14 protein-coding genes are annotated in these 24310 nt (G+C 71.5%); 4 read left to right on the top strand and 10 right to left on the bottom strand.

Annotated elements, in window-relative coordinates:
- The first annotated feature begins 23 nt into the window (after window positions 1-23).
- Window positions 24-1742, top strand: a complete 1719-nt coding sequence (locus tag J3R08_RS15575) for a cellulose binding domain-containing protein (protein ID WP_209961727.1) — start codon at window positions 24-26, stop codon at window positions 1740-1742.
- A gap of 61 nt (window positions 1743-1803) precedes the next feature.
- On the opposite strand, the gene J3R08_RS15570 is transcribed toward J3R08_RS15575, so the two are convergent.
- The gene (locus J3R08_RS15570; protein WP_043324294.1) at window positions 1804-3369 is read right to left on the bottom strand and encodes a polysaccharide lyase family 1 protein; all 1566 of its coding nucleotides are present in this window, start codon (window positions 3367-3369) and stop codon (window positions 1804-1806) included.
- A gap of 330 nt (window positions 3370-3699) precedes the next feature.
- Between J3R08_RS15570 and J3R08_RS15565 the strand changes: the two genes are divergently transcribed.
- The gene (locus tag J3R08_RS15565; RefSeq protein WP_209961725.1) at window positions 3700-4911 is read left to right on the top strand and encodes a hypothetical protein; all 1212 of its coding nucleotides are present in this window, start codon (window positions 3700-3702) and stop codon (window positions 4909-4911) included.
- Here J3R08_RS15565 and J3R08_RS15560 read toward each other — a convergent pair.
- Complete coding sequence (locus J3R08_RS15560; RefSeq protein ID WP_209961723.1) at window positions 4849-5811, bottom strand: DMT family transporter; 963 nt, start codon at window positions 5809-5811, stop codon at window positions 4849-4851. The two genes, J3R08_RS15565 and J3R08_RS15560, sit on opposite strands and share 63 nt — an antisense overlap.
- Before the next feature lie 40 nt (window positions 5812-5851).
- Between J3R08_RS15560 and J3R08_RS15555 the strand changes: the two genes are divergently transcribed.
- On the top strand, window positions 5852-7243 hold the full coding sequence (locus J3R08_RS15555; RefSeq protein WP_209961721.1) for a PLP-dependent aminotransferase family protein: 1392 nt from the start codon (window positions 5852-5854) through the stop codon (window positions 7241-7243).
- A gap of 125 nt (window positions 7244-7368) precedes the next feature.
- On the opposite strand, the gene J3R08_RS15550 is transcribed toward J3R08_RS15555, so the two are convergent.
- The 7 genes from J3R08_RS15550 to J3R08_RS15520 all read right to left on the bottom strand — a co-directional run bounded on the left by J3R08_RS15550 (window position 7369) and on the right by J3R08_RS15520 (window position 21149).
- Window positions 7369-11655, bottom strand: coding sequence for a discoidin domain-containing protein (locus tag J3R08_RS15550; protein ID WP_209961719.1), 4287 nt, complete (start codon window positions 11653-11655; stop codon window positions 7369-7371).
- Between the two features lie 92 nt (window positions 11656-11747).
- Window positions 11748-14618, bottom strand: a complete 2871-nt coding sequence (locus J3R08_RS15545) for a discoidin domain-containing protein (RefSeq protein WP_209961716.1) — start codon at window positions 14616-14618, stop codon at window positions 11748-11750.
- A gap of 154 nt (window positions 14619-14772) precedes the next feature.
- A complete protein-coding gene (locus J3R08_RS15540) occupies window positions 14773-16398 on the bottom strand; it encodes a glycoside hydrolase family 13 protein (protein WP_209964235.1) in 1626 nt (541 codons plus the stop codon).
- 84 nt (window positions 16399-16482) lie between these two features.
- The gene (locus tag J3R08_RS15535) at window positions 16483-17370 is read right to left on the bottom strand and encodes a carbohydrate ABC transporter permease (protein ID WP_187694398.1); all 888 of its coding nucleotides are present in this window, start codon (window positions 17368-17370) and stop codon (window positions 16483-16485) included.
- A 3-nt stretch (window positions 17371-17373) separates the two neighbouring features.
- Window positions 17374-18333, bottom strand: coding sequence for a carbohydrate ABC transporter permease (locus J3R08_RS15530; protein ID WP_209961714.1), 960 nt, complete (start codon window positions 18331-18333; stop codon window positions 17374-17376).
- Window positions 18334-18393: 60 nt separating this feature from the next.
- Window positions 18394-19770: an ABC transporter substrate-binding protein gene (locus tag J3R08_RS15525; RefSeq protein WP_043324313.1), complete on the bottom strand. Its 1377-nt coding sequence runs from the start codon at window positions 19768-19770 to the stop codon at window positions 18394-18396.
- A gap of 377 nt (window positions 19771-20147) precedes the next feature.
- Entirely contained in the window at window positions 20148-21149 is a 1002-nt protein-coding gene (locus tag J3R08_RS15520; protein ID WP_166456037.1) for a LacI family DNA-binding transcriptional regulator, read from the bottom strand.
- 199 nt (window positions 21150-21348) lie between these two features.
- Here J3R08_RS15520 and J3R08_RS15515 point away from each other — a divergent pair, with 199 nt between their 5' ends.
- A complete protein-coding gene (locus tag J3R08_RS15515) occupies window positions 21349-23343 on the top strand; it encodes a glycosyl hydrolase family 28-related protein (RefSeq protein WP_209961712.1) in 1995 nt (664 codons plus the stop codon).
- 56 nt (window positions 23344-23399) lie between these two features.
- Here the strand turns inward: J3R08_RS15515 and J3R08_RS15510 are convergent, their stop codons facing one another.
- On the bottom strand, window positions 23400-24209 hold the full coding sequence (locus J3R08_RS15510) for a SigB/SigF/SigG family RNA polymerase sigma factor (protein ID WP_113973657.1): 810 nt from the start codon (window positions 24207-24209) through the stop codon (window positions 23400-23402).
- Window positions 24210-24310 lie beyond the last annotated feature (101 nt).

The following is a 24310-nucleotide window of genomic DNA, read 5'->3' as shown; positions in this document are numbered from 1 at the left end:
GACCGTCCAGGAAGGAAGGTCGCATGAGAAGGCACAGAACGACCCGTACCGCGGTGTTGTCGGCCGGCGCGGTCCTGCTGGCGTCCACCGCGATGGCCGCGGCGCTGCCGGCCGGAGCGGCAGCCGCCGGATGCGCGGTCACCTACGCCGTGTCGTCGCAGTGGCAGGGCGGCTTCGGCGCGAACGTGACGGTCACCAACCTCGGTGACCCGGTCAACGGCTGGACGCTCACCTGGTCCTACGCCGCCGGCCAGACCGTCACCCAGGCGTGGAACGCCACAGTCACCCAGAGCGGAGCGGCGGTGACCGCCCGCAACGTCGACTACAACGGGTCCATCCCCACGAACGGCAGCACGTCGTTCGGGTTCAACGGGGCCTGGACCAGCAGCAACCCCGCGCCGACGAGCTTCGCGCTCAACGGGGTGACCTGCACCGGCGGCACGACGCCCACGTCGCCGTCCACGTCACCGACGAGTTCGCCGACCACCTCGCCCAGCACCCCGCCGCCGACCGGGGCGGCGGACATCACCGTCAACACCGCCAGCCGCTACCAGACGATCGACGGGTTCGGCGCCGCCGTGTCGATCTGGGGCGGCGCCTGGTCGACGGCCGAGACGCAGACGCTCGTCGGGCTCGGCCCCAACCAGCTCGGCCTGTCCATCGTGCGTACCGGCATCTCGCCGGTGTCCGGCGAGTGGGGCACCCAGGTCAGCGCGCTGCGCACGGCGAAGTCGTACGGGTCGAACGTGAAGATCATGGCGTCGCCGTGGACCGCCCCGGCGGCCTGGAAGACGAACAACAGCCGGATCAACGGTGGCAAGCTGCGCACCGACTACTACGACGACTACGCCAACCACCTCAACAGCTACGTCCAGTACATGCGCAACCAGGGTGTGACGATCGACGTCACGTCCGTGCAGAACGAGCCGGACTGGCACCCTGACTACGACTCGATGGACTGGAGCGGCACCGAACTCCAGACCTTCGTGCGGGAGCAGGGCGCCAAGGTGCAGAACACCAAGCTGATGGTCGCCGAGGCGGTGAACCTGAACTACGGCTACACCGACCCGACGCTCAACGACGCGGCCGCCCGCAACAACATCGGCTACATCGGCGGGCACCTCTACGGCACCGAGGCGTCCGGCCGGCTGAAGCCGTACACGCTGGCGCAGCAGTACAACAAGCCGGTGTGGATGACCGAGTGGAACCTGCACGAGGCCGACGGCGGCGGCTCCAACATCTGGGGCAACCCGGCCAACGCCGCCGCCTGGAACGAGACGCTCGACGACATCATGCGCACCGTGCACAAGTCGATGGAGTCGAACTGGAGCGCGTACGTCTGGTGGTACGGCAAGCGCTACTACTCGTTCATCGGTGACGGCGAGTCCGCGTACGGCACCGTGGCGGGCGCGCCGCTCAAGCGCGGGTACGCGTTCTCGCAGTACGCGAAGTACGTGCGTCCCGGCTACCAGCGGGTCGCCCTGACCAAGAGTTCCAAGGCGTCGCCGCTGGAGGTGACGGCCTATTCCGGCGACGGGAAGGTCACGCTGGTGATCCTCAACCGGTCCACCAGCGCGGTGAACAACGCGATCATCCAGGCGCCGCAGAACGTCAGCCGGGCGGAGTACGTGGCCACGTCGCAGAACGCGAGCGCGGCGAGCCAGCCGGTCGGCGTGAACGGCAACCAGGTCACCGTGAACGTCGGCGCGCGGAGCATCTCCACCGTCGTGCTCACCCTCTGACCGGGGACACGCAACAAGGGCGGGGGCGGCCGGATCGGCCGCCCCCGCTCGTGTGTGACTGCTAGCTGGCGTACGTCTCGAACTCGCCGACTCTCGGCGTACCGTTGGAGCTGTTGATCTTGAAGTTGATCTTCTTCAGCGAGGTCGCGCCGAAGGTGATCTGGCCGGCCCCGTTGCCGGAGGCCAGCACCGCGCCGGTGTCGTTGTTGACGAGCTGCCAGGACCCGATCGAGCCCGAGGTGCCGGACGGCTCGCGGATGACCACGCGGGAGACGGTGGTGGCCGAGCCCCACTTGATCGAGACGGTGCCGGTCGACCCGGACGGCGACCAGTAGGTGCTCAGGTTGCCGTCGCGCACGTTGCCGTAGCTGGTGCCGTCGGCCTTGCTGGACCCGTCCGCGCCGGCGCCGGAGACGAGGCTCAGGTTGGTCCCGCCGGACGGCGGCGGGGTGGTCGTCCCGGGCGGCGGCGTGGTCGGTGCGGGCGTGGTCGGCCCCGGCGTCGTCGGCGCCGGGGACTGCGGCGTGCAGTTGCCGTCGGACACCCGCAGGCCGGTGTTCGCGCCCGCCGTCTGCCGCACGATGTCCGGCACACAGCTCGCCGCGTCGAGCCGGTACGAGTACGGGACGCTGATTGTGGTCGTCGACGTCACGTTCGGCCCCGCCGGGTAGTTGTCGGTCCCGGGCGAGGACCAGGTCACGTTGTCGAAGATGTTGCCGCCGACCTGCCAGGTACCGCGCTCGCTGGTGTAGAACGTGCCGAGCACGTCCTTGGAGTTGCGGAAGTAGTTGTTGTCCACCTTGGCCCGTGCGCCGGCCCGGGAGTTGATGCCCGACTCGTGCAGCCCGTTGTAGTGGTTGTTGAACATGTGGGCGATCCCGCCGCGCAGCAGCGGCGTACGGGAGTCGATGTTCTCGTACAGGTTGTGCTCGAACGTGATGTAGCCGTTGCCGCGGTCGCTCTCACTCGATCCGATGAGGCCACCGCGGCCGGAGTTGCGCAGGATGCTGTACGACAGCGTCACGTACTGGGTGTCGTCCTTCATGTCGAACAGGCCGTCGTAGCCCTCCGACTCCCCGCCGGACGCCTCCAGCGTCACGTGGTCGACCCAGACGTTACGGACGCTGCTCTCCATGCCGATCGCGTCACCACCGTTGGAGGTGGGCGAGCCGGACTTCTTGACGTTGCGCACCGTCACGTTGCGGATGATGATGTTGCGGGAGTCGCGGATGTGGATGCCGAGCTGGTCGAAGACGGCGCCGCTGCCCACCCCGATGATCGTGACGTTGCTGATCTGCTTCAGCTCGATCACGCCGTCGGCGGTGTTGCAGCTCGATCCGGAGACCTTGCTGGTGTTGCCGTGGTTGATGGTCCCGGTCACCTCGATGATGATCGGGGTGCTGCTGCTGGCCCGGCCGCAGAGCGCGGCGTGGATGGCGGTGCCGGTGGTGGCGCGTACGGTCTGCCCGCCCGCGCCGCCGGTCGTGCCGCCGTTCTGGGTGGCGTAGCCGGTGGCGCTGCCGGCCGCCGCCGACGCCTGCGGGGACGGCAGCGCCACGGCGACGGCGATACCGACGACCGCCGTGGCCAGTGCCGCGTGGAGTCGCAGCGCGACTGGTCTTCTCATGTCGCCTCATTCCTTTTTCGAGCACGCGGGAATTGCCGCCGAGCCGCGGCAGCAACCGAATGGGAATAGTGCGGAGCCGCGACGCGATCAGGCGCGTCGCCGGCGGATGTCGTTCATCTGCGATGCCCGGGCCGCAAACGAAACATCGATGTAACGCGATCGTATGAAAGCGCTTTCGCTCAGGGCAAGAGGTAGCGTTTGCAGGTTTTTTGCACTGCTCAGGGCGGCCGGACGCCGGGGACGCCACCTTGACGGGCGGCGAGATCGATGGTTGCCTGCACCTCACCCACGCATCGACATCTGTCTAACTCCGCCCCCACGAGGAGCGCCATGTCCCGATCCCGCAGGACCCGCACCCCGGCGGTCGTCGCCGGCGCGGTCGCCGCCGTCCTGGCCGCCTCCCCGGCCCCCGCCGCGCCCCTGGCGGCACCGGCCACCGGCAACACCTGGAGCGCCGACCTGGCCGGAATCGACTCCGACGACGTCAACGTCCGCTGGACCGGCACGGAACTGCGCCTCGCCGACCCGGCGTACCGGCCCGCGGCCCGGCGCGGCATCGCGGCCGAGGGCACGCTGCTCGTCGCGCCGCATTCACTCGCCGCACCGGCCAACCGGGTCCGGGCCGACGTCGTCGCAGTCCCCGCCCGCGACGGCGCCGTCGAGGTGGCGGCGCGCGGCTGGCGATCGGGCGCGTGGACCGAATGGCGGGCCGTGACCGGCGCCGCCGTCTTCGACCAGCCGGTCACCCGGGTGCAGATCCGGGTGGTCCTCACCGCCGACCGGCCGTCCGCCGCGCCCAGCCTGCGCACGGTCCGGCTCACCGCCGACTCGGTCGCCGCCGTCACGGCCGCCACGCCCGGCCTCACCTACCGGGTGTACGCCACCCGCGAGGGCCTGGTCGGCGGCACCACCGCCAACGGGCACGTGATCGTCTCCCGGGACCACTTCGTCGCGCTGCCCTCGTTCCGCGGACTCGCGCCGAAGAACACCGGCGACTACACCGTGCGGGTCTGCACCACCACCCGCAGCCGCTGCGAGTACGCGCCGGTCTGGGACGTCGGACCGTGGAACACCAAGGACGACTACTGGAACCCCGGCAGCACCCGGGAGATGTGGAAGGACCTGCCGCAGGGCCGGCCCGAGGCGCAGGCGGCGTACCAGAGCGGCTACAACGGCGGGCGGGACCAGTTCGGACGGGTGGTGGGCAGCCCGGCCGGCATCGACCTCGCCGACGGCACGTTCTGGGACGGCCTGCTGCTGACCGACAACGCCTGGGTCGACGTCGCCTACCTCTGGACCGGCACCGGCACGCGCGGTCGCATCGGCAGCGGGCCGCTCAACATCCGCTCCGGTCCCAGCACGAGCAACCCGGTCGTCGGGCTGGCCGCCACGTACGCCGACGTGCCGATCGAGTGCTCGGTCAGCGGCCAGTCGGTGAGCGGCCCGTACCGGACCACCACCCAGTGGAACCGCCTCGCGTCAGGACACTTCGTCAGCCACGCGTACGTCTCCAGCGTGACCGGCACCATCGCGCCCTGCTGAGGGCGACCGGCCCGGGGCGCGCGACGGTGTCGCGCCGCCCCGGGTGCGCTGGATGAGCACGACACAGGCGAGCACCGCGCCCGCCACCACGAGCGCGCCGGGCGTGACCGCCTCGCCGAGCAGCAGTGCCGACCAGATCAGCGTGAGCACCGGCTGGACGAGCTGGATCTGGCCGACCTTGGCGATCCCGCCCCGGGCCAGCCCGGCGTACCAGGCGAAGAAGCCGAGGAACATCGACACCACTGTGAGGTAGCCGAACCCGGCCCAGGCGGCGATGCCGCCGTGCGGCGGGTGGACGAAAGCGGCAACCGCCGTGACCGGCACGGTGACCGGGAGCGACAGCAGCAACGCCCAGCAGATCGTGCGGGCGCCGCCGAGTTCGCGGGCCAGCCGGCCGCCCTCGGCGTACCCGAGTCCGCAGAGCACCACGGCGGCGAGCAGGTACAGGTCGGCGGGCGCCAGCGTCCCGCGGATCGAGCCGCCGGCGGCGAGGAACGCGAGCACCAGCGCCAGTCCGGCGATGCTGGCGATCCAGAACAGCGGCGGCGGCCGTTCCCCGGACCGCAGCACCGCGAACACCGCCGTCATGGCGGGCAGCACGGTGACCACCACCGCGCCGTGCGCCGATGTCTGCGTGGTGAGCGCCAGCGAGGTGAACAGCGGGAAGCCGACCACGACGCCGAGCGCGACGATCGACAGCCGTCGCCACTGGTCCCGGGTGGGGCGTGGGGCGCCGGTGAGCCGCAGGTAGGCCCACGCGAGCAGCGCCGCGCCGACGGCCCGTCCGAACGCGACGAACCAGGGGTCGAGTGTGTGCACCGCGACGCGGGTGGCCGGCAGCGACATGCTGAAGGCCAGCACGCCCAGCGCGCCGAGGGCGACCCCGCCGCCCGCTCCCACCGTTACCGTCGTTGGTGCAGTAGCGCTACTCTGTGCCGTCATGAATGATGGTAGCGCTATCGAGCGTGTCGTCCGGCATCTGGGTGCGCTGGCGGCGGACGCCGTCCCCGGCACGCGACTGCCGTCGGTACGGGAGCTGACCGCCCACCATCACGTCTCCCCCGTCACCGTCGCCGAGGCGACCCGGCGGCTCGTCGCGGACGGCCTGATCGAGACACGGCCGGGACGTGGCGCGTACGTGTCGAACCGGCGCGCCGACCCACCACGGCCGGACCTGTCGTGGCAGACAGTCGCGCTCGGCTCACGGCGCGACGGCGAGGAGGAGATGCAGGCGCTGCTGGCGCTACCGCCGTCGGGCGCGATTCCGCTGACCGGCGGCTACCTGGACCCGGACCTCCAGCCGGCCGCCGCGCTCGGCGCGGCGCTCGCCCGCGCCGCCCGGCAACCGGCGGCGTGGCAGCGCGGCCCGGTCGAGGGACGCGCCGACCTGCGCGCCTGGTTCGCCCGAGCGGCCGGCGGGGGCCTGCGCGCCGAGGACATGGTGATCTGCCCGGGCGGGCAGGCCGCGCTCTCCACCACGCTGCGGGCGCTCACCACACCCGGCGACACGCTGCTCGTCGAATCCCCCACCTACCTGGGCGCGCTCGCCGCCGCGCGCGCCGCCGGACTGCGGGTGGTGCCGGTGCCCGCCGACACCGACGGGGTACGCCCCGACCAGCTCGCCGCCGCGTTCGCCCACACCGGTGCCCGCCTGTTCTACTGCCAGCCGCTGCACGCCAACCCGCACGGCGCGACGCTCTCCCCCGCACGGCGCGCCCAGGTCGCCGAGGCGGTACGCGAGGCCGGGGCGTTCCTGGTCGAGGACGACTACGCCCGCGACCTCACCATCGACGGCGAGGCACCGCCGCCGCTGGCCGCCGACGACCCCGACGGACACGTCGTCTACCTGCGCTCACTGACCAAACCGGCAGCGCCCGGCCTGCGCATCGCCGCGCTCGGCGCGCGCGGACCAGCCGGAGCCCGGCTGCGCGCCGCCCGCCTGCTCGACGACCTGTTCGTCGCCGGGCCGCTGCAACAAGCGGCGCTGGAGTTCCTGACCGCGCCCGCGTGGGACCGGCACCGCCGCAGCCTGCGCGTGCACCTGCGGGCCCGCCGGGAGGCGCTGCTAGCCGCACTGAACCGCCACCTGCCGCAGCTGGCGCCGCGCGACGTCCCGCGCGGCGGCCTGCACCTGTGGGTACGCCTGCCCGACAACACCGACGACGTAACGGTGACCACGGCTGCCGCGGCAGCGGGGGTGACCGTCTTCCCCGGCCGCCCCTGGTACGCCGCCGAACCCCCCGCCCCGCACCTGCGCCTCACGTACGCCGCCGCCCCACCCGAGCAGATGGACGAGGCGATCCGCCGCCTCTCCACCGCCCTCCCCCACTGACCGCGCAGCCCTACACCCCCCGTCGATCTTGGACTTGTGGTGCCACAGCTCGTCGGCTTCGCCCCACTATCAGAGGCGCCACAACTCCAAGATCGACGCGCCGCCCTCGCCGCCGGGCCGCGAGGTTAGTTGCGGGTGATGGTGAAGGTTGTTGTGGTGTTCTTGATGTCCTGGGCGTTGTCGGTCAGGCGGAGATTGGTGAACGTGGCCGCGCCGACCGCGGGGCCCTGACCTGCCTCGGGCATCTCGTTGACCCAGATGCCGAAGCCGGACTTCGCGTCGAACGCGTCACCGCTGCGCCGCGCGCCGGAGATCGACACGTTCGTCAGCACCGTGTCGGTGATCGGGTTCTCCGGCTGGCTGCCGTTGTACTTGGTCTGGAACATGATCCCCGAGTACGTCGGATCGACGATGTCCACGTCGCTCACCCGGATGCCACGGAACTCCTTGGACGCGGAGAACAACCACATCGCCGGGAACGTCTGCGCGCCCCAGAAGTGCCCGCCGGAACGGATCAGCGAGATGTTCTCGAACCGGGTGGGCGGGCTGGCGCCGAACCCGACGAACGGATAACCGAAGTCCAGCGAGCTGATCGTGATGCCCGAGTACGTGAGCTGGTCGGCGATGTACAGGTTGCGGAAGACGTTGTCGTAGCCGCCGTACACCGCCAGCCCTGCTGCCCGCCAGGTCAGCGTGGCGGTCAGGTTCTCGAACACGTTGCCGTGGTTGCCGCCGGAGCCGCCGGAGTCGGTGGCGGAGAACAACGCGAACGCGTCGTCGCCGTTGGAGCGACCCTCCGAGTTGGTGACCAGGTTGTTCGTGCTGCCGTTGGTCATGTTCACCGCGTCGGCGAAGGTGTTGCGGAACCGGCTGTCCCGGATGGTCAGCCCGTCCACACTCACCCCCCAGTACGCGCACACGGTGTGCTCCACCCAGACGCTGTCCAGCGTCAGGTCGTCCACGTCCTTCAGTTCGCCCCACACCTTGCCGGGACCGTCGATCCGGTTGGTGTAGTTGCCGAAGAACGCCAGGTGGGCGAAGGTCGAGCCGCTGGCCGAGGACTCGACCCGGAAACCGGCGTCGGTGTTCTGCTGGTTGCGCGGCGTCTGGAAGCGGGTGTACCACATGCCGGCGCCGACGACCTGCACCGCCTTGCCGTACACCTGGAACTTCTGCGCCGTCTCGTACGTGCCGGCGGGCAGGTAGACGCCGACCAGCGTGCCGGTGGTGTCCATCCGTACCGCGTCGAGCGCGTTCTGCACGTCGGCGTGGCTGAACCCGGTCGGCACCTTGTAGCGGGCCGGGTCGGGGTTGGCGCGCGGCGACACCAGTTCGGTGTTGACGAAGTCGATCGCGTACGTGGTGCTGTTCGCCGGGTCCTTCTGGAGCCGGATCCGGCTGCCCGCCGGGACCGTGGCGTCGAGCAGCACGTTCGCCTCGTCGTACAGGTGCCGGGGCGCGCCCGCGCTCGGCGAGTCGCTGGGACCGGCCTCGGCGCCGTAGAGCCAGATGTGCTTCGAGGTGAGGCTCATCGGCTTGTGCAGCACACCGTTGACGTAGACGTTGATGGTCGAGTCGATCCCGCCGCCGCCCGGCGCGTCCGGGATGGAGTAGCGGGCCACCAGGGCGTTCGCGGCCGAGCGGGTGGTCCACTCGACGTACGCGCCGGTGGTGTTGAGCGTGACCGCGCGGCGCCCGGACGCCTCCCCGGCGAGGTCGCCGATGGTGCGGTTCGGGCCGATCACCTGCGCGCCGCCTCCGGTCGTGCCGTCCTCGGCCTCGTACGCGTCGTACGGCAGGTTCGCCCCGCGGCCGACGAACAGCGCCCGGTCGCTGGTGTTGTTCTGCCGCTTCACCGGCAGCTCGTTGCCGTCGTCGGCGAGCACCACCCGCACCGTGTACCGGCCGTTGGCGGCGGTCCACGTGCCGAGCGACACCGGTCCGGCGGTGGCACCGGCCGCGATCGTGCCGCTGTACGAGCCGGTGAGCGTGCGGACCACCGCGCCGGACTGGTCGCGCACTGTCAGGTTGATGCCGTGCGCGCCGCTCGCCGACGCGATGGTGCCCTGGTTGCGCAGCGTCACCGCGAAGGAGACGGTGGCGCCGGCGCTCGGCGTGCCGGGTGACCAGGTGACGGCGGAGGCGACCAGGTCGGAGCTGGCGACCGGGCTGACGGTCAGCGGGGTCGGGCTGGTGTAGGAGTTGTTCGCCTCGTTCTGCTCGATCACCGCGTTCGACTCGTCGACCTTCGCGGTGAGCGGGTAGCTGCCGGCGTCGCGTACGCCGATGCTCGCCGAGACAGTGCTCGACGCGCCCGCGGCGAGCGCGCCGACGGCGGCGGTGCCGACCTTCGTCGTACCCAGGTAGAGGTTGACGTCGGTGGCGGCGGAGGCCGCGGTGCCGGCGTTGCGCACGGTGGCGGACAGCGTGATCGCGTCGGTCTCCACCGGCGCGGACGGCGAGGCGGTGACCGCCGTGACGGTGAGGTCCGGGTTCGGCGCCGGGACGCCGATGACCTGAAGTTCGGCGACCTGGCCGTTGGCGGAGCCGGAGTTCGCGGTGAACTGGAGCCGGACGTCGGCTGCAGTCGCGGAGACCGGGACGGTCACCGTGTTGGCGCTGTTCGGGTTGAAGGAGTACGTGGCGGAGCCGACCAGGCTGGTGAACCCGGACGCGGACTGCTCCCGCCCGAGCACCTGGAACGTCTGGGTGCGCGCGCCCCACGCCGGGTCCGGGTTGAGCTTCACCACGACGGCGCTGATCGCGGCGTTGGCGCCGAGCGCGACGGTGAGCGTGCTCGGGTACGCGCCGGGCGCGCCCTCCCAGTACGTGGTGACGTCGTTGTCGACGGCGTTGGCGGCGGCGAACACGTGCACCATCGACGACGCGGTGGCGGGCTTGCCGACCGCCAGGTTCGTGCCGCCGGTGCTGCTGCCGGTACGGGTGACGGTGTTGCTGTTCGCCGACACGTTCCCGGCGGCGTCGCGGGCCCGCACGTGGTACGAGACGGTCGCGCTGTCCGGCTGGCTGTCGGTGTAGGTGAGCGTGGAGCCGCTGACCGTGGTGCGCAGCGAGCCGTTGGCGTACACCTCGTAGCCGGTGACGCCCACGTTGTCCGTGGACGCGGTCCAGGTCAGCCGGATCTGCCCGCTCGCCGGCTGGGTGTAGGCCAGGTTGCCGGGCGCGGTGGGCGCGACCGTGTCCCCGGTGTTGCCGGTGCGGGTGACCGTGTTGCTGTTCGCCGACACGTTTCCGGCCGCGTCCCGCGCCCGCACGTAGTAGGAGACGGTGGTCCCGGCGGGCTGGGTGTCGGTGTACGTCAGCGTGCTGCCGCCGACGGTGGTGCGCAGCACGCCGTTTGCGTACACGTCGTAGCCGGTGACGCCGACGTTGTCGCTCGACGCGGTCCAGGTCAGCCGCACCTGGTCGGTGGCCGGCTCGGTGAACGCGAGGTTGCCGGGCGCGCTCGGCGCCTGGGTGTCGCCGGTGACCGGGCCGTAGACCTCCAGCTCGCCGAGCTGCCCGGCGGGCCAGGCGCTGTTCGCGGTGAACAGCAGCCGCACGTACCGGGTGGACGCGGTGGGCACGGTGACCGTCACGGTGTTGCCGCCGCCCGGGTCGAACGCGTACGACGCGGACCCGACGAGCGTGCCGAACGCAGAACCGTTCGTGCTGCCCTGCACGGTGATCGTCTGGGTGCGTGCGCCCCAACCGGTCGGCAGCCGCAGCACCAGCCGGTTGACGCTGGTGGCGGCGCCCAGGTCGGCCTGGATCCACTGCGGGAACGCGTTGTTCGGGCTCTCCCAGTAGGTGCCGGCGTTGCCGTCGTTGGCGTTGCCCGCGCCGTACACGTCGGCGTGACCGCTCTCGGTCATGGTCCGGCCGAGCGCCAGGTTGGTCGAGGAGGTGGCCGCGCCGTACACCTCAAGTTCGGCGAGCTGCGCGGCGGTCCAGCCGGTGTTCGCGGTGATGAGGACCCGCAGGTAGCGGGCGTTCGTGGCGGTGAAGCCGAGCGTCACGGTGTTGGCGGCGGCCGGGCTGAACGTCCGGGCGGCGGACGCGACGACAGTGGTGAAGCCGCTGCCGTCGGCGCTGGCCTGCACGGACAGCGTCTGGGTGCGCGCCTCCCAGGCGGCAGGGAGCTTCAGCACGACCTGGTCGACGGCGCGGCTGGTGCCGAGGTCGACCTGCGCCCACTGGGGCAGCGCGCCGCTGCTCTCCCAGTAGCTGCCCTGGTTGCCGTCGGTCAGGTTGGCCGCGACGTAGGGGCCGTTGACGCTGCTGGCGGTGGCGGTGCGCCCGGCGGCGAGGTTCGGGCCGCCGGCGGCGAGGGCCGGCGGGGCGGGGGCCGCGGTGACGACCAGGCCGACCGCGGCGAGCACCGCGACGATTCCGGTACGGAGTCTGGACATGGTGGACGGACACCTTCTTCCCGGGGGAGGTGGAGAGGCGTTCGGGGGTGGGGGTGCGGTGGCGCGGCGGGGATGGTCCCCGCCGCGCCGGGTCAGGAGGCGTACACCTCGAACTCGGACAGCTGGCCGGCCGGCCAGCCGGTGTTGCCGGTGAACGTCAGCCGCACGAAGCGGCGGTCACCGGCGGGCAGCGCGATCGACACGCTGTTGCCGCCCGCCGGGTCGAACGTGTAGCCCGCCGCCGCCTTGAGCGTCGCGAACGACGAGCCGTCGGTGGAGCCGAGCACCGCCACGGTCTGGGTACGGGTCTGCCAGGCCGCCGACGGGGGCAGTTTCAGCACCACCCGGGCGACCGGCCGGGCGCTGCCCAGGTCGACCGTCACCGACTGGGGGAAGGCGTTGTTGGCGCTCTCCCAGTAGGAGTTCGCGTTGCCGTCGACGGTGTTGGCGGCGCCGTACACGTCGGCGTGGCTGGTCTCCGCGACCGGCCGGCCCGCCGCCAGGTTGCCGGTCGGTGGCGCGGTGGTGGGCGGCGCAGTCGTGGTGGGCGGCGGTGTGGTGGTGCCGCCGCCGTACACCTCCAGTTCGGCGAGCTGGCCCGCCGGCCAGCCGGTGTTGCCGGTGACGGTGACCCGGACGAACCGCCGGTCGCCGGACGGCAGCGCGATCGACACGGTGTTGCCGACGGCCGGGTCGAAGACGCGGCCCGCCGACGCGGCCAGCGTGGTGTACGAGGAGCCGTCGGTGGAGCCGAGCACGGACAGCGTCTGGGTACGCCGTTCCCAGCCGGGCGGGAGCTTCAGCACCACCCGGTCGACGGTGCGGGACGTGCCGAGGTCGACGGTGAGCGACTGCGGGAACGCGTTGTTGGCGCTCTCCCAGTAGCTGGCCGGGTTGCCGTCGACGGCGTTGCCGGCGGCGTACGTCTGGGTGGTGCTGGTGGCGGTGGCCGGGCGGCCCAGGGCCAGGTTCCCGCCGGCCGGCGGCGGTGTGGTCGGCGGCGCGGTGGTCGGCGGGGCCGTCGTCGGCGCTGCCGTGGTCGGCGCCGGGCTGGTGGGCGGCGGGCTGGACGGTCCGTTGCCCCACTGCGGCTGCGGCCACGGCCCGCAGTACGGGGTGGGCGTGTACCAGCCGGAGTTGCCGGCGCCCTGGGTGATCTGGAAGCCGCTGCCGACGCAGTTGTGGATCGGGTTGGACTGGGCGATGCCGGTGGCCCGCACGTTGGTGAACCGGACCTGGCTGGGCGCCTGCACCTGGAGCGCGTACGTGCCAGCACCGTCGATGCGCACGTTGTCGAACGAGATGCCGCTGGTCTGCCCCTCGATCCAGTGCAACGCCGCGTACGAGCTGTCCAGGATGTCGGTGTCGGTGACGTTGATCGCGGCGCCCTGGATCGGCTCGTTGAGCGCGGAGAACCAGATCGCGCCCACGCCGAACTGCCAGTTGTAGTCGGAGTTGCCGTTGCGGATCAGCGTGTTGCGGGCCACCGTGATCGTGCCGGCCACGGCGGTCGGCCCGGTGACCCCCGGATAGCGGTTCGCCACGTGGATGCCGCCGCCGTTGGTGACCGAGTCGGCGGTGACGTTGTCGGCGATGGTGATGTCCCGCCCGCCGTACGTGACCAGGTGGTTGGCCAGGATCGTCACGCCGATGGTGTTGCGGGTGAAGGAGTTGCCCACGTTCGGCACGCTCTGCGCCCACATGGCCAGCGCGTCGTCACCGGTGTTGCGGACGAACGTGTTCGTCACCGTCGAGTTGGTGACGCCCCAGTGGAAGTTCACCCCGTCGGCCGTCTGGTCGAGGATGCGGCTGTTGCGGATGGTGAAGTTGTCCATCGGCCCGTCCATCCAGGCGCCGACCTTGGTGTGCTGCAACCACAGGTTGTCCACCACCGAGTTGCTCATCGCGCCGCCGATGGCGTTGACCTGGTCCTCGTCGACACGTTCCCGGATGTCGCCGATGATGGCGAAGTCCCGCAGCGTGACGTTGCGGCTGGGCCCGCCGGCCTCGTGCGGGCGGATCTCGCCGGAGTAGCCGCCGCCCGGCACGTACTTGCCGTAGATGCCGGCGGCACGTTTGCGGTCGGTGGGGTGCCGGCCGCCGAGCACCGAGTACCAGGGCCCGGCGCCGCGCAGCGTCACGCCGTCGACCACCACGTGGTCCCAGAGCGTGAACGTGCCGGCCGGGATCCACACCGCCCGGCCCTGCGCCTTGCCGGCGTCCACCGCCGCCTGGAACTTCGCCGTCGAGTCGGTGGCGCCGGTCGGGTCGGCGCCGAAGTCGGTCACCACGTCCAGCACGCCGGACGGCTTGGTGATCTGCGCCCCGACCAGCTCGAAGTCGGCCAGGTCGATGGTGAACGTGGGTGACTGGGCGGTCGAGGACACCTGGAGGCGGATCTTCGTGCCGGCCGGGTACGTGGTGCCGAACATGGTGCGGGTCTCGTCGTAGAAGTGGTGCGGGTTGGTGTCGCCCGGGTTGTTGTTGAACGGGTAGCCGCCGTAGTACCAGCCGTACCGGGAGGTGACCGGCACCGCCTTGACCAGGCTGCCGTTGGCGCGCAGGTCGATGGTGGCGTCGCGGCCGGTGCCGGCGGCGTTGTCCGGCAGGCTGTACCGGAACGTGACCGCGTTGGCGGGGGCGGTGAGCGTGAACTCGACGTACTCGCCGACGGCGTCGAGCGTGACCGCCTCCCGGCCGGACGCCTCGGACGGCAGCGTGCCGTAGCGCCGGTCGGGGCCGATCTTCGTGCCGTTGTGGGTGGCCTGTTCGGCTTCCTGCTCGCGGAACGGCACGGTGGCGCCGCGTCCGGTGATGTCGAACGGGGACAGTCCGGCGGCGTACGCCGGGGTGGCGGTCGTGGTGAGCGCCACGACGACGAGTGTCGAGGCGGCGAGCGCGGCGGCGGCCAGGGCGGCCACGCCGGTGCTGCGGTGGCGGTGCGCGGTGCGGTGCTCGGCCATGCGGGGTGTGCTCCCTTTCGTCGGTGGCCAGATCCCCCCGTGCGGCGTTGCCTCTCCTTCCTCCTCCCCAGGTGTGCGGCGTCTGTGGCGGCCGGGACGGGCCGCCGGGTGGTTCGGCGGCGCCGGCGGCGGGACGGGGCCGCCGGCGCCGCGGTCAGGCCGATCGGGTACGCAGCCAGACCGCGGTGTCCGGTGGCAGCCGGTCGTCGTCGAGTGGGCCGCTGGCGAGCAGCAGCTCGTCGTGCGCGGGCAGCGGCACGGCGGCGTCGCCGAGGTTGACCACGCAGGTGAAGCCGGGCTCGCGGGCGAACGCGAGCACGCCGTGCGGTGCGGGCAGCCACGCCAGGGTGCCGTCGCCGAGCGCGGGTTCGGTGCGGCGCAGCGCCAGCGCGGCCCGGTACAGCTCCAGCATCGAGTGCGGGTCACCGGTCTGGGCGCGGACCGTGCGGTCCTTCCAGTCGGCCGGCTGCGGCAGCCACGGCGCGGCTGCGGCGCCGTCCGGGCTGAACCCGAACGGCGGGGTGTCGCCCTGCCAGGGCAGCGGCACCCGGCAGCCGTCGCGGCCGGGGTCGACCCGCCCGGACCGCTCCCACATCGGGTCCTGCCGCAGCTCGTACGGGATGTCTTCGACCTCCCACAGGCCCAGCTCCTCGCCCTGGTAGACGTAGGCGGCGCCGGGCAGCGCGAGGCACAGCAGCGCGGCGGCGCGGGCCCGGCGGGTGCCCAGTTCCAGGTCGGTGGGGATGCCCTCGCGCTTGGCGGCGAAGCTGAACCGGGTGTCGGCGCGGCCGTACCGGGTGACGTGCCGGGTGACGTCGTGGTTGGACAGCACCCAGGTGGCGGGCGCGCCGACCGGGGCGTGCGCGGCCAGCGTGCCGTCGATGCTCTCCCGCAGCGCGGTGGCGTCCCAGGCGCAACCGAGGAAGTCGAAGTTGAACGCGGTGTGCAGCTCGTCCGGGCGCAGGTAGTTCGCGAACCGCTGCCGGTCGGGCAGCCACACCTCGCCGACCAGTGCCCGCCCGCCCGGGTACGAGTCGGCGATGCGCCGCCAGGCGCGGTACACGTCGTGCACGCCGTCCTGGTCGCGGAACGGGTGCGGCCGGTCCGGGTGGACCTCCGGCAGCGTGCCGTCCTTGACGAGCAGCCCGGCCGAGTCGATGCGGATGCCGTCCACGCCCCGCTCGAACCAGAACCGCAGGATGTCCTCGAACTCGGCGCGGACCCGGGGGTGGTCCCAGTTGAAGTCGGGTTGCTGCGGGGCGAACAGGTGCAGGTACCAGTCGCCGGGGGTGCCGTCCGGGTCGGTGGTGCGGGTCCAGGTCGGCCCGCCGAACTCGCCGGTCCAGTCGGTGGGCGGCAGGTCACCGCCCGGTCCCCGGCCGGGGCGGAACCAGAACAGGTCCCGTTCGGGCGTGCCCGGCCCGCCCGCGAGCGCGGCCCGGAACCACTGGTGCGCGTCGGAGCAGTGGTTGGGCACCACGTCGACGATGCTGCGGATGCCGAGCGCGTGCGCCTCGGCGATCAGCGCCTCCACCTCGGCGAGCGTGCCGAAGACCGGGTCGATGTCGCGGTAGTCGGACACGTCGTAGCCGGCGTCGGCCATCGGCGACGGGTACCAGGGGCTGAACCAGATGGCGTCGACGCCGAGCGCGGCGAGGTGATCCAGGCGGGACCGGATGCCGGCGACGTCGCCGATCCCGTCGCCGTTGCCATCGGCGAAACTGCGCGGGTAGACCTGGTAGATCACCGCGGAGCGCCACCACGGGCTGTTGTCGGCCATGGACACGGGCACCTGCTTTCTGCGGGGTCGGTACTGCGGCGGCGGGCTGGGCGGCCGGCTTGCGGCGGGCCGCGGTTCGGCCGGTCAGCCCTTGAGGCCGCCGGTGGTCAGGCCGGACATGATGTTGCGCTGGAAGATCAGGAACAGCACGACGGTGGGGATGGCGGCGATCACCGACGCGGCGATGACCACGTTCATCGGGGTGCCGCCGGCGAAGGCGTAGATGCCGACGCTGACGGTCCGCGTCTCCGGCGACGGCATGACCAGCTTCGGCCAGAGGAAGTCCTTCCAGACCGCCGTCACCGCGAAGATCGCCACCACGCCGAGGATCGGGCGGGACATCGGCAGGACGATGGACCAGAGCGTGCGCAGCGGGGTGGCGCCGTCCATCACGGCGGCGGCCATCAGGTCCTCCGGGATCGAGTCGAAGAACCGTTTCAGCAGGAAGATGTTGAACGCGTTCGCCACCAGCGGCAGCCAGATCGCGAACGGCGAGTCGAGCAGGTTGACGTGCACGATCGGCAGGTCGATCACCGTCACGTACTGCGGGACGATCAGCACCATCGCCGGGATCATCAGCGTCGCCAGCATCATGCCGAGGATCAACCCGCCCAGCACCGGACGCAGCTTCGACAGCGCGTACGCGGCGGCGGTGTCGAACACGAGCTGGAACACCACCGCGCCGGTGGCGTAGTAGAACGTGTTGAACAGCAGCTTCGCCAGATCCAGGTTGGTCCAGGCGTCGACGTAGTTACCCGGCTGCGGGTCGCGGGGGAACAGCGTCGGCGGGGTCTGGGCGATCTCCTGGCCGGACTTCAGCGCGCCGGTGACCATCCAGTACAGCGGGCCGAGGAACACCAGCGTGAACCCGGCCACGACCACGGAGAGCACGGCCCAGTAGAGGACGCGGCCGCGACCGCGGCGCAGCTGGGCGTGGGAGATGAGGGTACGGGTGGTGCTGTCGGCGGCCATGTCCTAGTCCTGTCTCGCGGTCAGTCGCAGGTAGACGGCGGAGAACCCGGCCAGCACCACCAGCATGATCACGCCGAGCGCGGCGGCGCCGTTGAGGTCGTTCTGGAAGAACCCGTGCTGGTAGATCAGGTACGCCACCGAGGTCGCCGAGTCCTGCGTACCGGCGCCGTTGGCGAGGATCAGCGGCTCGATGAACAGCTGCATGGTGGCGACGATCTGGAGCATCGCCAGCAGCGCCAGGATCAGCCGGGTCTGCGGGACCGTCACGTGCACGATGCGCCGCCACACCCCGGCGCCGTCGATCTCGGCGGCCTCGTACAGCTCGCCGGGGATGTTCTGCAGCGCGGCCAGGTAGATCAGCACGGCGCCGCCCATGTTCATCCAGGTCGACGCGATCACCATGGCCGGCATCGTCATGGTGGGCGACTGCATCCACTCCGACGTGGGCAGTCCCAGCGCGGTGAGGACCGCGTTGAACAGCCCCGCCTCGCTCGGGTCGTAGGCGTAGAACTTGAACAGGAACAGCGCGGACGCCGGCGGCAGCATCACCGGCAGGTAGACGAGCACCCGCAGGTAGCCCTTGGCGTGGCGCAGCTCGTTGAGCAGGATCGCCACGAAGAACGGCACGGCGTAGCCGAGCACCAGCGCCAGGCCGGTGAAGACGAACGTGTTCTTCCAGGCGGTCCAGAAGCTCGGATCGGCGATGATCCGGCTGTAGTTGTCCCAGCCGACCCAGGTGGTCTCGCCGCGGCGGGTGCGCTGGAAGCTCATCACGACGCCGCGGACCATCGGGTACCAGGAGAAGACGGCGAAGCAGACGACAGCGCCGATGAGGAACGTGTGCCCGGTGAGGTTGTCCCGGACCTTGCGGCCGAGACCGGCGCGGCGTCCGGCGGTACGCGACGACGGCGGCGCGACGGGGCCGGGACGGCGGGTGGCGCCGGGGGCGGTGGTGAGCGCCAAGGCGACTCCTGCGGTGCTCGGGGAGGTGGGGCCGGTGCGCCGGCCCCACCTCCGGTCGGGTCAGCTGTCGGCGGCCAGCAGCTGGTTGACCTTGTCCTCGGCGGTCTTGAGCAGCGCGTCGATGTTCGCGTTCGGGTTGGTCAGCACACCGGACATCGCCGCGTCGAGCACCGCGTAGATCGCCTGCGCGTTGCGCGGCTCACCCTTGATCGGCACCGGGTTGGCCTCGAAGACCGCGAAGTTCGTGGTGTCCACGTTCGCGTTCGCCTTGCGCAGCTCCAGTTCCTGCTTCTGCGCGTCGCTGCCGTTCGTGAACAGCAGCGGCTGGGGCAGGCCGACCGGGTAGTTCTGCGGCTTGGCGCGCACGTAGTCGAACTGGCCCTTACCCGGGGTGAGCTTCTGGTAGGCGAGCCACTTCAGGCCGGCCTTGACCTGCTCGGGGCTCAGGCCCTTCTTGAAGAAGTAGCCCTCGCCGCCGCCCAGCGTGGCCTTGGCCGGGCCGTCCTGGCCGGGCAGCGGGCCCATCGCCCAGTCCTGGTACTTGCCCTGGAACTGGCTGACGATCGCCTGGGTCGCGTCCGGCGCGCCGATGAACATGCCGACCTTGCCGGCGCCGGCGTTGGTGAGCAGGTCACCCCACTGGAGCAGCTGCCGGGCACCCATGCTGTTGTCGCCGTAGCGCATGTCCTTGAGGTTCTGCAGGACCTGCTTGCCCATCGCGTTGTTGAAGTCGGCCTTCTTGCCGTCGGCGCTGAGCACCTGCCCGCCCTGCGAGTAGAGCAGCGACGTGAAGTGCCAGCCGCCGGTGTTGCCCGCGCTGTACTCGGCGTACCCGGCGATGCCGTCGCCGAGCGCGGAGATCTTCTTGGCCGCGGCCCGCACCTCCGGCCAGGTCTTCGGCGGGTTGTTCACGTCGAGCCCGGCCCGCTGGAACAGCGCCTTGTTGTAGATCAGGCCCATCGAGTAGTTCTTCACCGGTACGGCGTAGAGCTTGCCGCCGTCGGTGAAGACCTCCTTGAGCGCCGGGTCGACGCTGTCCCAGGTGGGGATGGTGTCCTTCGTGGCGTACTGGCCGATGTCCATCGCCTGGCCGGAGTCCAGCACCTGCTGCAGGTCGGTCATGTAGCCGTAGAACACGTCGGTGACGGTGCCGCCGGCCAGGCGGGCGGTGAAGTCCGGCGGGTTGTTGCACTGCTCGCCGACGCTGACGCTCTTGACGACGATGTCCGGGTTCTGCCGCTGGAACTCGGCGACGTCGTCGTTCCAGTTCTTCAGCAGCTCCTTCTGCGCGCCGACCGGCTGGCAGTCGACGGTGATGGTGACCTTGCCGCCGGCGTCGCCGCTGTCGTCGCTCTTGGTGGAGCACGCCGCAAGGCTGAGCCCGAGGCCGGTCGCGAGCGCGAGCGCCGCGACCTTCCGATACTGCGGTACGGACATCTGTCCATCCCTTCGGGAACGGGTGTATCCATGGCCTTCACTGATGTGCGGTGACCGCGCGGCTGCCTCTGGTGGTGGAACGGCAGCCGGCACGCGCCCTGCCTCCGGAAACCGCGCCCCGGGTCAGGTGTGAGTGGAGTCACTGTAGCGACGCGAACCGAACCCAGCAAGATGCCGACTGACAAACGCAAGAACTCGACTTGGCCTCGGAAGGACGCGGCTCCAGTCGGCCGTGTCGTCGATCTTGGAGTTGTGGCGCCTCAGATACCGGCATCAGTGCCGCATTCCGGGCACCACAACTCCAAGATCGACGGATGCGGCGGGGTGGGGTGAGGCGGCGTGGGGGAGCGGCGTGGGGGGCGGCGTGGGCCCCGGGGTCAGCGGCGGGGGGCGGGGGCGGTGGAGCCGCGTACCACCAGCTCGGGCTCGAACAGCAGCTCGTCGTGCAGCACCCCGGCGCCCTCGATCTGGGTCACCAGCAGGTCCACGGCGGCCTGGCCCATGGTCTCGATCGGCTGGCGCACCGTGGTCAGCGGCGGGTCGGTGCAGGTCATGAACGCCGAGTCGTCGAAGCCGACCACCGAGACGTCGGCCGGCACCGCGCAGCCCAAACGCCGGGCGGCCCGGATGGTGCCCAGCGCGAGCACGTCGCTGGCGCAGACGATGCCGGTCGCGCCGCGCTCGATCAGCTTCGTGGCGGCGACCCGCGCGCCCTCCATGGAGAAGCTCGACCGCTCCACCATGGACCGGTCCTCGCCCCACCCGGCGGCCCGGACCATGGCGTCGAGCTTGCGGCGCGAGGGCACGTGGTCGGCCGGGCCGAGCACCATGCCGATCCGGTCGTGGCCGAGCGAGCGCAGGTGTCCGTACGCCTGCTCGACGGCGACCGCGTCGTCTGTGGACACGCGCGGGAAACCCAGCTCCTCGACGCCGGCGTTCACCAGCACCACCGGCAGACCCCGGTCGGTGAGGCGCCGGTAGTGCTCGTGCGAGGCGTCGGCGAGCGCGTACGAGCCGCCGGCGAAGATGACGCCGCTGACCTGGTGGTCGAGCAACATCTCCACGTACCCGGACTCCGGTACGCCGCCGATGGTGCGGGCGCACAACGCCGGGGTGAAGCCGCGCTGCGCGAGCGAGCCGGTGACCACCTCGGCCAGCGCCGGGAAGATCGGGTTCTGCAACTCCGGCAGCACCAGGCCGACCAGGCGGGCGCGCTCGCCGCGCAGCTTGCTCGGGCGCTCGTAGCCGAGCACGTCGAGGGCGGTCAGCACGGCGGTCCGGGTCGCCTCGGACACGCCGCCGCGGCCGTTGAGCACCCGGCTCACCGTCGCCTCGCTGACGCCCGCCTTGCGAGCCACCTCGGTCAGGCGCTTCGTCACGGCGGCAATCGTACGTCGGATTCTTGCAAGAAATGAACAGCCGGACGGGTCGGTTCTTGCCAAGACGGGCGACAACAGGTCCGAAAGATACGAGCAGATTGATGCTTGAAAGGCAACAGAACACCGGAATAACATGAGGGCCCTTGTCGATGGCCTGCGCCGCCGAGGCCACCCGTCCCCCGAGAAAGTGGGTGCTCCGATGTCGCGGAGCGTGCCGAGGATCCTCGCGGCGGCGCTCGCCGCCGCCCTGCTCGTACCGCCCGGCGCCGCCACGGCCGGCCCGCCGCGCGGACCGGCCCCCGTGGTGACGCGCGCCGGGCTGGACCCCGCGCTCGTCGCCGGTCGCGGTGCGACGGTGGACTACGTCGAGCAGGAGGCGGAACACGGCCGGACCACCGGCACCGTGATCGGGCCGGACCGGTCGGCGTACACACTCGCCGGTGAGGCGTCCGGCCGCCGCGCCGTGCGCCTGCTGCCCGGCCAGCACGTCGAACTCACGCTCCCCCGGCCCACGAACGCGCTGACCGTGCGCTACAGCATCCCGGACGCGCCGGGCGGCGGCGGGATCACCGCGCCGCTGCGGGTGTCCGTCGGGCACGCGCCCGCCCGCACCATGACGCTGACCTCGCAGTACGCCTGGCTCTACAACCAGTACCCGTTCACCAACGACCCCGGCGCCGACCTGCTGCACCCGGACTGGTGGATCACCGAGTGCTCCTGCGTGCCGGCGGCCACCACGCCCGCGCCGGTGATCAGCAAGCCGTTCCGGCCGCACCACTTCTACGACGATCAGCGGCTGCTGCTCGGCCGTACCCATCGGGCCGGTGAGGTGGTCCGGCTGACCGCGCCGCGCGGCACCGCCGCCGCGTGGACGGTGATCGACCTGGTGGACGCGCACCTGGTCGCGCCGCCGCGCGTGGTCCCCCGCGCGGTGAACGCGCTGTCCTTCGGCGCCGACCCGACCGGCCGGCGGGAGTCCGCAGACGCCCTCGACCGGGCCGTCGCGTACGCCCGGCGGGTGGACCGCCCGCTCTACCTGCCGGCCGGCACCTACCAGGTCAACCGGCACATCGTCGTGGACGACGTGACGATCGCCGGTGCGGGCAGCTGGTACACGATCGTGCGGGGACGCGAGGTCACGCTGGACACGCCCGCGCCCGACGGCTCCCGGCACACGGGCGTCGGCTTCTACGGCCGCGACGCCGCCGACGGCGGCAGCAGCGACGTGCACCTGTCCGGCTTCGCGATCGAGGGCGACGTACGCGAGCGGATCGACACCGACCAGGTGAACGCCATCGGCGGGGCGCTCAACCACAGCACGATCGACGGCCTCTATCTGCACCACACGAAGGTCGGCATGTGGTTCGACGGGCCGATGACCGGGCTGCGGGTCACCAACACCGTGATCGCCGACCAGATCGCCGACGGGCTGAACTTCCACACCGGCGTCACCCGCTCCTCGGTGACGAACTCGGTGGTCCGCAACAGCGGCGACGACGCCCTCGCCATGTGGTCGGAGGGCACGGCGAACGCGTCGAACACGTTCGCGTACAACACGGTGCAGTCGCCGGTGCTCGCCAACGGCATCGCGCTGTACGGCGGCGCGGACCTGACCGTCGCGCACAACCTGGTCGCCGACCCGGTACGCGAGGGCAGCGCGATCCAGGTGGGCTCCCGCTTCGGGGCGGAGCCGTTCACCGGCCGCCTGCGGATCACCGGCAACACCACGGTGCGGGCCGGCACGTACGACCTGAACTGGAACATCGGCCTCGGCGCGATCTGGTTCTACGCGCTGGACCGCAGCATCGACGCGGACATCCTGGTCAGCGGCGACGCGTACCTGGACAGCACCTACAACGCGATCATGCTGGTCAGCGACTGGCCGGTGAAGGACATCGTCCGTATCGACAACGTCCGCTTCCGGGACATCCGGGTCGACGGCGCCGGGACGTCGGTGGTCAGCGCGCGTACGGCGGGCGGGGCGAGCTTCGCGAACGTCGACGCCCGCAACGTGGGCGCGGTCGGCGTGAACAACTGCGGGTCGTTCCACTTCACCCCGGCCGGGTCGGAGTTCGCCCTGACCGACCTCGGCGGCAACGACGGCGGCTGGCTGGCCCCGTGGCTGCTGCCGAACACCATCACCTGCGACGACCGTCCGCCGCTGGTGCCGCCGCCACCGCCGTCGCGCTGGTGACACACGACGCGACCCCCGCCGTCACGGGCCGGCGGGGGTCGCGGTACGTGTGTGGCTCAGGCCTCGGTGAGCTGGCCGCGCAGCTTGGTCAGGGCGCGGGCGAGCAGCCGGGACACGTGCATCTGGGAGACACCGACCCGGGCCGCGATCTCGCTCTGGGTCAGGTTGCCGTAGAAGCGCAGCGTGAGGATCTTCTGCTCCCGCTCGTCGAGCGTGGCCAGCGCCGGGCCGAGGGAGGCGCGCAGCTCGGCCAGCTCGTACTCGTTGTCCTCGGCGCCGAGGGTGTCGCCCAGCTCGGTGGCGCTGTCGCCGTCGCCGATCGGGGTGGACAGCGACACCGCGTTGTAGGCGCGGGCGCCTTCCAGGCCTTCGAGCACCTCTTCCTCGGTGACGTCGAGGTGGGTGGCGATGTCGGCGACGGTCGGTGCCCGGTTGAGCGTCTGGGTCAGCGTGCTGTTCGCCTCGGAGATGCGCAGCCGCAGCTCCTGCAGGCGGCGCGGAACCCGGATGTTCCAGGTGCGGTCGCGGAAGTGCCGCTTGATCTCGCCGAGGATCGTCGGGATGGCGAAGCCGGCGAAGTCGACGCCGCGCGAGGCGTCGAACCGGTCCACCGCCTTGATCAGGCCCAGCGCCGCGGTCTGCGCGAGGTCGCCGGCCGGCTCGCCGCGCCCGCTGTAGCGGGCGGCCAGGTGGTTCGCCAGCGGCAGCCACGCCTCGATGACCTGGTTGCGCAGGGCGGCCCGCTGCGGGTGGCCGGCGGGCAGCGCGGCGAGCGCCGCGATCAGCTCGCTGGCACGGGACTCCTCACCGGTCTGCGGCGCGCGCTGCACCTCGGTCGCGGTCGATGCCATGGTCATCGTGGTCATGCTGCCCTTCCTGTCCTCGGAGAACGGGTGGCCTCCCACACCGGTCGTGCCAGCCACACTAGACCAAAGGCCATGGCCAAATCAACCGAACGGACGATGGA

This window comes from Micromonospora sp. HB375, assembly GCF_017872985.1.
GTDB classification, from domain to species: domain Bacteria; phylum Actinomycetota; class Actinomycetes; order Mycobacteriales; family Micromonosporaceae; genus Micromonospora; species Micromonospora chalcea.
This window is presented reverse-complemented; position numbering and strand designations above follow the sequence as displayed.

Excerpts from the sequence above, each read along its gene's own strand:
- J3R08_RS15575 (WP_209961727.1), top strand. The coding sequence starts at position 24 with ATGAGAAGGCACAGAACGACCCGTACCGCGGTGTTGTCGGCCGGCGCG.
- J3R08_RS15570 (WP_043324294.1), bottom strand. The coding sequence starts at position 3,369 with ATGAGAAGACCAGTCGCGCTGCGACTCCACGCGGCACTGGCCACGGCG.
- J3R08_RS15565 (WP_209961725.1), top strand. The coding sequence starts at position 3,700 with ATGTCCCGATCCCGCAGGACCCGCACCCCGGCGGTCGTCGCCGGCGCG.
- J3R08_RS15555 (WP_209961721.1), top strand. The coding sequence starts at position 5,852 with ATGAATGATGGTAGCGCTATCGAGCGTGTCGTCCGGCATCTGGGTGCG.
- J3R08_RS15550 (WP_209961719.1), bottom strand. The coding sequence starts at position 11,655 with ATGTCCAGACTCCGTACCGGAATCGTCGCGGTGCTCGCCGCGGTCGGC.
- J3R08_RS15545 (WP_209961716.1), bottom strand. The coding sequence starts at position 14,618 with ATGGCCGAGCACCGCACCGCGCACCGCCACCGCAGCACCGGCGTGGCC.
- J3R08_RS15540 (WP_209964235.1), bottom strand. The coding sequence starts at position 16,398 with ATGGCCGACAACAGCCCGTGGTGGCGCTCCGCGGTGATCTACCAGGTC.
- J3R08_RS15535 (WP_187694398.1), bottom strand. The coding sequence starts at position 17,370 with ATGGCCGCCGACAGCACCACCCGTACCCTCATCTCCCACGCCCAGCTG.
- J3R08_RS15525 (WP_043324313.1), bottom strand. The coding sequence starts at position 19,770 with ATGTCCGTACCGCAGTATCGGAAGGTCGCGGCGCTCGCGCTCGCGACC.
- J3R08_RS15515 (WP_209961712.1), top strand. The coding sequence starts at position 21,349 with ATGTCGCGGAGCGTGCCGAGGATCCTCGCGGCGGCGCTCGCCGCCGCC.
- J3R08_RS15510 (WP_113973657.1), bottom strand. The coding sequence starts at position 24,209 with ATGACCACGATGACCATGGCATCGACCGCGACCGAGGTGCAGCGCGCG.